Annotated in this window: 11 protein-coding genes and 1 rRNA gene; all 12 read left to right on the forward strand. The window is 51.5% G+C overall.

The annotated features are described in order from the left end of the window. Nucleotides 1-123 precede the first annotated feature (123 nt). Nucleotides 124-1200, forward strand: coding sequence for a 6-phosphofructokinase (locus tag INF30_RS10470; protein WP_226395148.1), 1077 nt, complete (start codon nt 124-126; stop codon nt 1198-1200). Between the two features lie 33 nt (nt 1201-1233). Next, a complete protein-coding gene (dnaX, locus tag INF30_RS10475) occupies nt 1234-2805 on the forward strand; it encodes a DNA polymerase III subunit gamma/tau (RefSeq protein WP_226395149.1) in 1572 nt (523 codons plus the stop codon). A gap of 11 nt (nt 2806-2816) precedes the next feature. Beyond that, nucleotides 2817-3167, forward strand: coding sequence for a YbaB/EbfC family nucleoid-associated protein (locus INF30_RS10480; protein ID WP_076779623.1), 351 nt, complete (start codon nt 2817-2819; stop codon nt 3165-3167). A gap of 23 nt (nt 3168-3190) precedes the next feature. After that, nucleotides 3191-3787: a recombination mediator RecR gene (recR, locus tag INF30_RS10485; RefSeq protein WP_076779621.1), complete on the forward strand. Its 597-nt coding sequence runs from the start codon at nt 3191-3193 to the stop codon at nt 3785-3787. 3 nt (nt 3788-3790) lie between these two features. Next, a complete protein-coding gene (locus INF30_RS10490) occupies nt 3791-4894 on the forward strand; it encodes a LacI family DNA-binding transcriptional regulator (RefSeq protein ID WP_076779619.1) in 1104 nt (367 codons plus the stop codon). A gap of 260 nt (nt 4895-5154) precedes the next feature. Continuing rightward, nucleotides 5155-5811, forward strand: a complete 657-nt coding sequence (gene fsa / locus INF30_RS10495) for a fructose-6-phosphate aldolase (protein WP_076779617.1) — start codon at nt 5155-5157, stop codon at nt 5809-5811. Nucleotides 5812-5852: 41 nt separating this feature from the next. Then, the gene (locus tag INF30_RS10500; RefSeq protein WP_076779615.1) at nt 5853-6689 is read left to right on the forward strand and encodes a transketolase; all 837 of its coding nucleotides are present in this window, start codon (nt 5853-5855) and stop codon (nt 6687-6689) included. Further along, nucleotides 6677-7618, forward strand: a complete 942-nt coding sequence (locus INF30_RS10505; RefSeq protein ID WP_076779614.1) for a transketolase family protein — start codon at nt 6677-6679, stop codon at nt 7616-7618. The genes INF30_RS10500 and INF30_RS10505 overlap by 13 nt, the downstream gene beginning before the upstream one ends. A 204-nt stretch (nt 7619-7822) precedes the next feature. After that, nucleotides 7823-8902, forward strand: a complete 1080-nt coding sequence (locus INF30_RS10510; protein ID WP_226395150.1) for a LysM peptidoglycan-binding domain-containing protein — start codon at nt 7823-7825, stop codon at nt 8900-8902. Between the two features lie 139 nt (nt 8903-9041). Continuing rightward, a complete protein-coding gene (locus INF30_RS10515) occupies nt 9042-10280 on the forward strand; it encodes a DUF5711 family protein (RefSeq protein ID WP_226395151.1) in 1239 nt (412 codons plus the stop codon). Nucleotides 10281-10289: 9 nt separating this feature from the next. Beyond that, nucleotides 10290-11213, forward strand: a complete 924-nt coding sequence (locus tag INF30_RS10520) for a CvpA family protein (protein ID WP_226395152.1) — start codon at nt 10290-10292, stop codon at nt 11211-11213. A gap of 409 nt (nt 11214-11622) precedes the next feature. Continuing rightward, nucleotides 11623-12026, forward strand: a 16S ribosomal RNA gene (locus INF30_RS10525); the annotation flags it as partial.

Here is a 12026-nt window from a genome sequence, read left to right on the forward strand (position 1 = left end):
AGTATACTCGTTTTTGGGCGTCAGGTAAAGGGAGGGAAGGGGCGGAAGCCTGTTTTTTCCTTGTACCCCCTTTGAAAATAGGGTATAATATGTTAGGTATAAAAAGGAAGGAGTGATCAGACTATGTTGCGGATAGGAATGCTTACCAGCGGCGGCGACTGTCAGGCGCTGAATGCTGCCATGCGTGGAGTTGTAAAAGGAGTGTGTTCAAAGAGAAATGATGTGGAGATCTATGGGTTCCAGGATGGCTATAAGGGCCTTATTTACTCAAATTTCCAGATGCTCACTTCCAGAGATTTCTCGGGAATACTGACAAGGGGAGGAACCATTCTGGGGACTTCCAGGCAGCCTTTCAAATTAATGAGGGTACCCGACGAAAACGGGCTTGACAAAGTGGAGGCTATGAAGCACACCTATCACAAGCTGAATCTGGATTGCCTTGTGATTTTAGGCGGAAATGGGACGCACAAGACAGCAAACCTTCTCCGAGAGGAGGGGCTGAATGTGATCACGCTTCCGAAGACCATTGACAACGACCTCTGGGGAACCGATATGACATTCGGATTTCAGAGTGCCGTAGACATAGCGACAGATACCATCGACAGGATCCACACCACAGCCACATCCCATAGCCGTGTCTTTATCGTGGAGGTCATGGGACATAAGGTTGGCTGGGTGACTCTTCATGCAGGTATCGCCGGCGGGGCGGATATCATTCTTCTTCCGGAGATTCCCTATGATATCAAGGTGGTCGTGGATGCCATCAAGAAGAGAGCGGCCGAGGGCAAACATTTTACAATCATCGCTGTAGCTGAAGGCGCTATTTCCAAGGATGACGCAAAGCTCTCCAAAAAGGAGCTGAAGGCAAAGAAGGCGAAAGAGAATTATCCGTCTGTGGCTTATGAGATCGCAGAGCGGATCCAGAAGAAGATGGATCAGGAAGTCAGGATCACTGTGCCGGGCCACACCCAGAGAGGCGGTTCGCCTTGCCCTTACGACAGAGTGCTGGCCACCAGACTGGGAGCTGCGGCCGCGGAGCATATCCTGGAGGGAGATTTCGGCTATATGATGGCGATAAAGAGTGGCGAGATCACGAAAGTGCCTCTTGCGGAAGTGGCAGGAAAGCTGAAATGTGTGGACCCGGAGGCCGGCATCATCCAGGAAGCCAGGATGACAGGTATCAGCTTCGGGGATAGATAATATGAAAGAGACTGATAAGAAGGAGTGCAGCAGATGAGCTACACAGCGTTATACCGGAAATTCCGACCCAGTGAGTTTGAGGATGTCAAAGGGCAGGATGCGATCGTAACTACATTAAAAAATCAGATACAGACAGACAGGATCGGACATGCCTATCTCTTCTGCGGGACAAGGGGAACAGGTAAAACTACGGTGGCGAAGATATTTGCAAAAGCTGTCAACTGCCAGCACCCGGTGGAGGGAAGCCCCTGCGGTCAGTGTGACATGTGCCGGTCCATAGCGGCCGGCACTTCTATGAACGTGATCGAGATCGACGCGGCGTCCAACAACGGCGTGGACAACATCCGGGAGATCCGGGAGGAAGTGGCCTACCGCCCCACGGAAGGGCGGTACAAGGTCTACATCATCGACGAGGTTCATATGCTGTCCATAGGAGCTTTCAACGCGCTTTTAAAAACGCTGGAGGAACCGCCGGAATACGTCATTTTTATTCTGGCAACGACAGAGGCTCACAAGATACCGGTGACCATCCTGAGCAGATGCCAGCGGTATGATTTCAAGAGGATTTCCATTGAGACCATTTCCGGAAGGCTGCGTGAGCTGATCGAAAAGGAGAACCTGGATGTAGAGGACAAGGCGGTGCGCTATATCGCCAGGATGGCTGACGGCTCCATGAGAGATGCCCTGAGCCTTCTTGACCAGTGCACAGCCTTTTATATCGGTCAGCGGCTCACCTATGACAATGTCCTGGAAGTGTTGGGCGCGGTGGATGCGGACGTGTTCAGCCGTCTGCTGCGTGAGCTGCTGGAGCGGGATGTGAAAAAGGTCATCGAGACCGTGGATGAGCTGGTCATGCAGGGGCGGGAGCTGTCCCAGATGGCGGCGGACTTTACCTGGTATCTGCGGAACCTTCTCCTGGTGAAAAGTTCGGAGGAGATGGAGGATGTGCTGGATGTGTCCACGGAGAACCTGGCCAGGATCAAGGAAGAATCCCAGATGATCGAGACGGATGAGCTGATCCGGTATATCCGCATCTTTTCTGAGCTGACAGGCAAGCTGAAATATGCGGCTCAGAAGAGAGTGCTTCTGGAAGTCACGTTTATCCGCCTGTGCCGTCCCCAGATGGAGGTGGGCCAGGACGCCCTTCTGTCCAGAATACGGGCCCTGGAGGCGGAAGTGCAGAAGATGGGCGAGGTGGGAGTGGCCGCTGCGCCGGGACAGACGGTCCGGGTGGTCAGAGAGGAAGCCAGGGAACCTGCGCCGGCGCCGAAGCTTCCCAAAGCGCTCAGCGAAGACGTGAAGGCAGTGGCGGCGGATTTCAGGTCCGTGGCCCAGGAGGCTTCCCCCATGCTTCGGAGTTATCTAAAGAAGGCCCGCCTGGCCGCAGGGGAAAATGACCGGCTCATGATCGTCCTGGAGGACGAGGTGAGCGCTGCCTTTGTGGCGAAACCGGAGCACCGGGAAGAGATCGAGAGGTTGATCGCCGAGAAGACAGGCAAGCAGATGGAGGTGGATGTCCGCCAGGTGGAAGAGGGCAGACGCTTCGAGGACAGATTTGTGGATATTGAGAAGCTGATCCATATGGATATTACGATAGAAGATTAAGGAGGAATATTATGGCAAGACGCGGAGGATTTCCGGGAGGCATGCCCGGAAACATGGCAAATCTTATGAAGCAGGCGCAGAAGATGCAGCGCCAGATGGAAGAGCAGGCAAAGGAGATGGAGACAAAAGAGTTCACTGCCACAGCCGGTGGCGGGGCAGTGGAAGTGACTGTGTCCGGTACCAAGAAAGTGCTGAAGGTAAAACTGGACGAAGAGGCAGTGGATCCGGATGATGTGGAGATGCTGGAAGATATGATCGTGGCAGCTGTGAACGAGGCCCTTGAGAAAGTGGATCAGGAGTCAGCGGCCGGCATGTCCAAATTTACAGGAGGAATGGGCGGCGGGATGCCGGGCCTGTTCTAGGACAGAAGCGGCGGTGAAACAGAATGGATTACTACAGCAGTCAGATAAGCCGTCTCATTGAGCAGTTTTCCAGGCTGCCGGGGATCGGTCCCAAGTCGGCCCAGCGGCTGGCTTTCCATCTCATCAGCATGCCAAAAGAACAGGTCCATGAGCTGGCCCAGTCCATTGTGGAGGCCAGGGACAATGTGCGCTACTGCGCCAAGTGCTGCACGCTGACAGACCAGGAAGTCTGCCCGATCTGCGCCAATCCGGACAGGGATCACAGGACCATCATGGTGGTGGAGACGCCCAGGGACCTGGCTGCCTATGAAAAGACAGGTAAGTACAGTGGGGTCTACCATGTGCTCCACGGGGCCATCTCCCCCATGTTGGGGATCGGTCCCGGAGATATCCGCCTCAAAGAGCTGATGGAGCGACTGCGGGATGATGTGGATGAGGTGATCATAGCGACCAACTCCAGCCTGGAAGGAGAGACCACAGCCATGTATATCAGCAAGCTGATCAAGCCGGTGGGGATCAAGGTGAGCCGGATCGCAAGCGGTGTGCCTGTGGGAGGAGATCTGGAGTATATAGATGAAGTGACGCTCCTTCGGGCGCTGGAAGGAAGAACGGAGATATAGAGGATGGCAGGAAAGAAAAAAGTGACTTCGACAGATATTGCCCGGGCGGCAGGCGTGTCACAGTCTACTGTCTCCATGGTGCTGAACCGGAAGTACAATGTGTCTTTCTCGAAAGAGACGGTCAAAAAGGTGGAGGAGGCAGCGGAAGAGCTGGGCTATGTCCTGCCGAGACGGAAAACACGGAAAGAAAGCCGCCGGGAGAAACTCCTGGTGGTCTTTTGCTCTAACCTCACCAACCCCTACTATGTCATGCTCCTACAGGGGATCGAACTGCGGGCAAAAGAGCAGGGATACGGACTCTTTGTCTGCAACACCCAGAGAGATCTGCGGATGGAAGAGCGCTATCTGAAAATGATGAATGAGCTGCACCCGGTGGGGATCATCTACACCTGCAATCCCAGCCACTGTTTTATGGACAGGGTGGAAAAGCTGGCGGATGAGATCCCGGTGGTGATCGTCAACAACCAGAATGAGCATCTGAACGTGGATGCGGTGGAGCTGGACAACTCCAAACTTGGCAGGATCATGGCCCGCCATCTACTGGAGTTGGGACACAGAAAAGTTGCTTATATAGCACCTCCGTTGACTGTGCGGCAGAAGCAGAGGTCAAAGCGGGTGGAAGGATTTTTAAAAGAATTCGAGAGAGCCGGGCTTAAGGATCAGGTGATCATCAAGGCTGCAGACGAGGAGATCGATCTGGATATTGCTCACATCGACTCGGAGTACAAGATCGGCTACGAACTCACCAGGGAGCTTCTGGAGGAACAGAGGGATGTGACAGCCATTGTGGGGCTGAACGACATGATCGCCTTTGGGATTCTGGACGCTCTCCAGGAGGCCAAGCTGAAAGTCCCCGGAGATGTGTCTGTCATGGGGTGCGACAACACGCTGTTCGCCAGCATGCACAAAATGTCCCTTACCACCATTGAGCACTTTGTCATCTTTAAAGGCCGGGATGCCTGCGATATTATTATGAAGAAGATTGACAGCAGGAGGGAAAAATACACGGAGGTAGAGCCTATCAGCACCTACCATGTGGAGTATGAACCGAAGCTGATCATCCGGGGGACTACGTCCTATCCGAAGAGCAGAAAAAAGAAAAATTAATGTATTTTGAAAAAATATTAATAATAAAATGTAATTCCGTTTCCTTACAGTAATGGAGAAAACTCCGAAAAAGGATGTTTTCGTCCATGTTAACAAGGATTTAACATGAGATATAGAAAAATAGAATTAATAATTATGCATTATTAATTAAGCGAATTATTAATAAAAAAGAACTCCTATTGACCACCTCCTTTCCTATGGGATATAATTTAGACAAATGGGCTTAGGCCAGACGTTCAACGAATCAAGGAGGAAGAAAAATGAAGTTTTTTATCGACACAGCCAAGGTGGAAGACATTAAAAAAGCAAATGACATGGGTGTTATCTGCGGTGTAACGACCAACCCGTCACTGATCGCAAAAGAGGGCCGGGTGTTCGAGGAAGTGATCGCTGAGATCGCATCTATCGTGGACGGACCGATCAGCGGAGAGGTAAAGGCTACTACCACAGATGCTGAGGGTATGATCAAGGAGGGACGCGAGATCGCAAAGATCCATCCGAACATGGTCGTAAAGATCCCCATGACTGTGGAGGGGCTTAAAGCCTGCAAGCAGCTTACAGCTGAGGGCATCAAGACAAATGTGACCCTGATCTTTACTGCAAACCAGGCGCTTCTGGCAGCAAGAGCAGGCGCTACCTATGTATCTCCTTTCCTGGGACGTCTCGATGACATCTCTGTGAGAGGTGTGGACCTGATCCGTGAGATCGCTGAGATCTTTGCAGTTGCCGGAGACATCGACACACAGATCATCGCAGCCAGCGTCCGCAATCCGATGCACGTGACAGACTGTGCACTGGCAGGCGCAGACATTGCCACAGTTCCCTACGCAGTGATCGAGAAGATGACCAAACATCCTCTGACAGATGCGGGAATTCTTAAATTCCAGGAAGACTACAAGGCAGTTTTCGGAGAATAATACACAAGTAAGGAAACGATAAACACCAGGAGGCATTTTTCATGAACAAATTAGAACTTATGAAGACTGCAAACGAGGTCCGCAAGGGTGTCATCACAGCCACCCACAGCGCGAAGTCCGGTCATCCGGGCGGATCTCTGTCAGCAGCAGATATTTTTACCTATCTTTATTTTGAAGAAATGAACATCGATCCAAAAGATCCCAAAAAGGCCGACAGAGACCGCTTTGTTCTCTCCAAGGGCCACACAGCGCCGGGATACTACGCTGCTCTGGCAAACAGAGGGTTCTTCCCGGTAGAGGATCTGACTACACTGCGTCACACCGGTTCCTATCTGCAGGGACATCCGGATATGAAGCACATTCCGGGTGTGGACATGTCCTCCGGCTCTCTTGGACAGGGCATCTCCGCAGCAGTTGGAATGGCTATCTCCGCTAAGCTGTCCGGCGATGATTACCGGGTATACACGCTGCTTGGCGACGGCGAGATCCAGGAGGGACAGGTGTGGGAGGCATCCATGCTGGCAGCCCACAGAAAACTGGACAACCTTGTGGTGATCGTGGACAACAACAACCTCCAGATCGACGGGGCTATCACAGAAGTAAACTCACCTTATCCGATTGATAAGAAATTTGAGGCATTCAACTTCCATGTGATCAATATAGACGGACATGACTTTGACGCCATCGATGCTGCCTTCAAAGAGGCAAAGACAGTGAAGGGCCAGCCTACAGCTATCATCGCAAAGACAGTGAAGGGCAAAGGCGTATCTTTCATGGAGAACCAGGCATCCTGGCACGGAGCCGCTCCCAACGATGAGCAGTACAAGACTGCTATGGAAGAATTAGAAAAGGCAGGTGAAGCATTATGTCAGATGTAAAGAAGATCGCAACAAGAGAAAGCTACGGTAATGCTTTAGTAGAATTAGGAAAGAAACATGGGGATGTCGTTGTTCTGGACGCTGACCTGGCAAACGCTACAAAGACAGGCACATTCAAGAAAGAATTTCCGGAGCGTCACATTGACTGCGGTATCGCTGAGAGCAACATGATGGGCGTGGCGGCAGGTATCGCTACCACAGGCAAGGTTCCCTTTGCCAGCTCTTTTGCCATGTTTGCGGCTGGCCGCGCTTTTGAGCAGGTCCGCAACTCCATCGGCTATCCCAAGCTGAACGTAAAGATCGGAGCTACACATGCAGGTATCTCTGTAGGTGAGGACGGTGCTACCCACCAGTGCAACGAGGATATCGCTCTTATGAGAACGATCCCGGGCATGGTAGTCATCAACCCCTCCGACGATGTGGAAGCGAAAGCGGCAGTGGAGGCAGCTTACGAGCACCAGGGACCTGTATACCTGCGCTTCGGCAGACTGGCTGTGCCGGTAATCAATGACAATCCGGATTATAAATTTGAGCTTGGAAAAGCTGTGACACTGCGGGAAGGAACAGATGTGACCATCATCGCTACAGGCCTTCCTGTATCCGAGTCCCTGGCGGCAGCTGAGAAGCTGGCGGCAGACGGCATCAGCGCGGAGGTCATCAATATCCACACCATCAAACCTCTTGACGAGGAGGCTGTGATCAAGGCGGCAGCCAAGACAGGAAAGATCGTGACAGTGGAGGAACACTCCATCATCGGCGGTCTGGGAAGCGCTGTCTGCGACGTAGTGGCGGAGAAAGCACCTGCAAAAGTGATGAAGATCGGTATTAACGATACGTTCGGAGAGTCCGGTCCGGCTGTCGAGCTGGTCAAGAAATACGGCCTGGACAGCGAAAGCATTTACACAAAAGTAAAAGAGTTCCTGAAATAAGAGGACAGGATATACAGAAGAGGAGCTGGCTTTTTGGCCGGCTCTTTTTCTATATATAGACACAGAGAAAAAGAGAAACAGTCCGAAAACGTCGAAGGCGGAGGGAAAATAACGTAAATTTCCATGGACAGGCTCCACTAAATGCTAAAATGCGCAAAAACCGTGTGCTATGATAAGCAAAAATATTCAGTGAGGTGAGAGTATATGGAAAGAAAATTTCCCAAAAATGTCAGGCAGGTAGGAAATGTTTCGGATATTCCAAAGATTTATTTGGAAGACTACGTGGATACCTACCTCGATCAGTTGAGGTCGCGGGCCAAGGAAGAGCCCACAGGCGCGCTGCTGCTGGGGGAGAATGCAGTGGTGGAAGGACTGGAATGTGTCTATATAACCGGAGCGGTTCGGATCGAAGAGGTGTCGGAGGAAAATGGCGAAATCTGTATCAGCGACCCGGCCAGGGAGGCGGCTCTCAGAGAGTGTGCAGAGTATTTCCCCGGCAGGGATGTAGTTGGGTGGGCTCTGGCCGCGCCCGGCAGACCCCTTGTGCTCAGCGGCAGTATGGTGCAGATCCACGAGCAGCTGGGCCTGAAGAAAAACAGTATTTTTATTATGAAGCATCCCGAGGAGGATGAGGAGATTTATTTTGCATATAAATTTCACGAGCTGATGCAGATGGGCGGATATTACATATTTTATGAAAAAAATCCGGATATGCAGAATTATATGATCAATACACGCAAACAGATCGGCGTTACACCCAGTGAAGTGGTTGAGGATCGAGCTGCAAAGAATTTTCGTTCTGCAGTAAAGGAAAAACTCGAGGCGCAGGAGCAGAGGAGCAATTCCCACCTTGTATACCTGACGAGTGTTCTGCTGGTAGTCGTTGTGCTGGCCATCGGTATCTCAGCCATGAATAATTATGACAAAATGAACTCCGTACAGTCCTCCATAGAGACCCTCTCGAAATCTGTACAGGGAAGCAGTGAAAACACAGTGACTGCCGAAGAAGATGCCGCAGCAGATCAGCAGGAGGAACAGCCGGACGGCGCAGCCGCCTCTGATGTCAGCGCAGGCGCCGGGGATGTGCAGACCGGGGAGAGCGGGATGTCCATCCAGGAGGGGGAGAGCGGAGAGGAATACTATACAGTACAGAGAGGTGACACGCTGGATAAGATCAGCCTGAAACTTTACGGGACCACAGATGAGGCGGAGGCTATCTGCAAAATGAACGGCCTCACAGACGGGAACCTGATCTTTATAGGCCAGAAACTGCTGCTCCCCTGATGCCCGGCTAAAAGCGGCTTGTGCCGGGGCGGAAAGGGCCGGCGGAGTCCCCTCCTATGGATTGTCACTTGAGAACTGGGGAAGGTGTGTTATAATAACCACATGGACAGCAAACCATAGAAGAAAATGAGGTTGATGTATGAGGCAAAAGATAAGAGACAGATTTCGCATCCTGAGGGGCAGAGAGCAGGATCCCGGACAGCAGCCGGGAGAGCTGGAACATGATCCCACCATGCAGGAGCTGGATGCGCAGGTGAAGGACTACAGAAAAAGGACCCGACGGCGGATGATCATCGCAGCTGCGGCTGTGGTCCTGGTTCTGGTGGGGGTGTTTTTGGTGATCAATCTCCAGACCTACACTTCCGTGAGGATCATAGATGTATACGAGGCAGAAGACGCCGGAAACAGCAGTTACCGGGAATTCGGGGACGGAGTGCTCAAGTACAGCCGGGACGGCATTGTCCTGATGGACAGGAAAGGGGAGGAGGTGTGGAACCAGTCTTATCAGATGCAGAATCCGATGGTTTCCGCATTCGGAGATGCCGCGGTTGTGGCGGATAAAGGCGGGAACAGCATGATCGTGGTAGATCAGGAGGGGGTGAAAGGTGAGATCGAGACCACGCTTCCCATAGAAAAAGTGGCAGTGTCCTCCCAGGGGATTGTGGCGGCAGTACTGCACGGGGATGGTGACCCCCAGATCGTCTGCTATGACGCGGCGGGGAATATCCTTGCAGAGCTGGACACCACAGTGACCGGAAACGGCTATCCGCTGGATATCAGTCTCTCGGAGAATGGACAGCTTCTCCTGGTATCTTACATGACCGTGCAAAACGGCCGTACAGTTTCCAATATTTATTATTACAATTTTGGTGAGGCGGGAGCTCAGGCAGAGAACTATGAGGTGCTGACAGATACATATGAAGATGTGATAGCGCCCACTGCTTTTTTTATGGATGGGGATACATCCGCCGTAGTGGGAAATGACAGAGTGCTGATCTACCGGGGGCAGGATACACCCTCCCTTCAGAATACCATTGAGCTGGATAAGCAGATTAAAAGTGCTTTCTACAGTCCTTCTTATATAGGACTGGTGCTGAAGAATGAGGGGGAGGCAGGATATGAGCTGCGCCTTTATAATAAGAGCGGTAGCATGGTCATGTCGGAGAAATTTACCGGAGACTACTCGAATGTGAAGATATGCGGCATGCAGGTCATCATGTACGGCGGGACGCAGTGCAGTGTGTTCACCCGGGCCGGCGTTCACAAGTTTGAAGGGGAGATGGATGAGGCGATCCTGGAAATGTTCCCTGTTTTTGGAGTCAATAAATACATAGTGATGAATGCAAACGGGATGGAAGTCGTCCGGTTTGTAAAATAAGGAGAAAATATGAATTGGGTGATCATAACTACAGGGTTGATTTTCCTCATATGCGTAATCGTAGGCCTATACAGAGGAGCGGTCAAGATCGCGGTTTCCCTGGTGGCCACAGTCGTTACATTTATTCTGGTGTTTTTCCTGACGCCCTACGTCAGCCAGGGGATTATGTCAGTTACACCGCTGGATGAGATGATCGAAAGTCAGGCAGAGCAGTCTATCATAGGGATGGCGTCCTCTGTCCTCCAGGGAGAAGGAGATGAAGGCGAGACAGGGCTCACGGTGGAAAACGTGCGGCGGGTCCTGGGGTCTGCCGGCATCACAGAAGCCCAGCTGAACGCGGTGGGCATCACAGTGGAAGATATTGTAAATGGAAATGTTACCAGCGATGAGCTGGCGCAGTATGGCATATCCAGCAGCCTTCTGGACGGATTGCAGGGGGACGACGGAGATGCGGAGAGCGTGCTGGAAGGTGTGGAGATCCCGCGGGATACCCAGATCGCGGCGATAGAGGGGGCGGATATACCAGGCGTGTTCAAAGCACTTCTTCTAAATAACAATAACAGCGAGATGTATGATGAACTGGGGGCAGAGAACTTTATAGAATATATCTCGGCTTACGCGGCAAGGCTGATCATCAATATTCTTGCTTTTATCCTGACGTTTGTGATCATAACGGTGGTGATGAGGGCTATCATCTTCGCGTTGGATATTGTGGCAAATCTTCCGGTGCTTGGCTTTTTCAATCGTCTTGGCGGGGCGCTGCTTGGGGCAGCAGGCGGACTGATCATTGTGTGGATCCTCTTTATGATCATTACGATGCTGTATACCACTTCCTTTGGGCGGGAGGCTTACGACGTGATCCAGGGAAATGATATTCTCCGGGTGATCTATGAATACAACCCTGTCCTGAAGATGGCGGTCTCCTTTAAATAAAAAGCCTGAACATAAATAAAATCAAAAAAATGAAAAAAAGCATTGACAGTATGCAAGTATGATGATATTATAAAAATCCACCACGCAAGAGGGTGGATTTTTTGCCGGATAAGAGCAGCGCGGGAGCGTGGTTTAGCAACATCCGCAAAAAAATGTCTTTCAAAAAGAAAGAAAAAACCTGAAAAAAGTTGTTGACAAATCGGAAGCGACATGATAAGATACAGAAGTTGTCGCTGAGATGCGAAAACAAAACAAAGAACCTTGATAACTGAACAATAGACAACGACCCTGAAAATTTCTAAGAGAAATATTCAGAACGGAAATCAGATCGAGCGAAAGCGAAGATCTGATGCCAACAGTAAATAACGGGATAGGAAAGCTAGTAGTTTTCCTGACCGAGAGAGAACTTTTTTACGAGAGTTTGATCCTGGCTCAGGATGAACGCTGGCGGCGTGCTTAACACATGCAAGTCGAGCGAAGCACTTACTTTTGATTTCTTCGGAATGACGAGGTCTGTGACTTAGCGGCGGACGGGTGAGTAACGCGTGGGCAACCTGCCTCACACAGGGGGATAACAGTTAGAAATGACTGCTAATACCGCATAAGACCACGGCACCGCATGGTGCAGGGGTAAAAACTCCGGTGGTGTGAGATGGGCCCGCGTCTGATTAGGTAGTTGGTGCGGTAACGGCGCACCAAGCCGACGATCAGTAGCCGACCTGAGAGGGCGACCGGCCACATTGGGACTGAGACACGGCCCAAACTCCTACGGGAGGCAGCAGTGGGGAATATTGCACAATGGGGGAAACCCTG

The sequence above is a fragment of the Claveliimonas monacensis genome (assembly GCF_014982975.1).
Lineage (GTDB): Bacteria > Bacillota > Clostridia > Lachnospirales > Lachnospiraceae > Claveliimonas > Claveliimonas monacensis.

Bases quoted from the DNA above. Each gene is read 5' to 3' on its own strand.
- fsa (WP_076779617.1), top strand. From the start codon at position 5,155: ATGAAGTTTTTTATCGACACAGCCAAGGTGGAAGACATTAAAAAAGCA.
- INF30_RS10505 (WP_076779614.1), top strand. From the start codon at position 6,677: ATGTCAGATGTAAAGAAGATCGCAACAAGAGAAAGCTACGGTAATGCT.
- INF30_RS10500 (WP_076779615.1), top strand. From the start codon at position 5,853: ATGAACAAATTAGAACTTATGAAGACTGCAAACGAGGTCCGCAAGGGT.
- INF30_RS10520 (WP_226395152.1), top strand. From the start codon at position 10,290: ATGAATTGGGTGATCATAACTACAGGGTTGATTTTCCTCATATGCGTA.
- recR (WP_076779621.1), top strand. From the start codon at position 3,191: ATGGATTACTACAGCAGTCAGATAAGCCGTCTCATTGAGCAGTTTTCC.
- INF30_RS10515 (WP_226395151.1), top strand. From the start codon at position 9,042: ATGAGGCAAAAGATAAGAGACAGATTTCGCATCCTGAGGGGCAGAGAG.
- INF30_RS10480 (WP_076779623.1), top strand. From the start codon at position 2,817: ATGGCAAGACGCGGAGGATTTCCGGGAGGCATGCCCGGAAACATGGCA.
- dnaX (WP_226395149.1), top strand. From the start codon at position 1,234: ATGAGCTACACAGCGTTATACCGGAAATTCCGACCCAGTGAGTTTGAG.
- INF30_RS10470 (WP_226395148.1), top strand. From the start codon at position 124: ATGTTGCGGATAGGAATGCTTACCAGCGGCGGCGACTGTCAGGCGCTG.
- INF30_RS10510 (WP_226395150.1), top strand. From the start codon at position 7,823: ATGGAAAGAAAATTTCCCAAAAATGTCAGGCAGGTAGGAAATGTTTCG.
- INF30_RS10490 (WP_076779619.1), top strand. From the start codon at position 3,791: ATGGCAGGAAAGAAAAAAGTGACTTCGACAGATATTGCCCGGGCGGCA.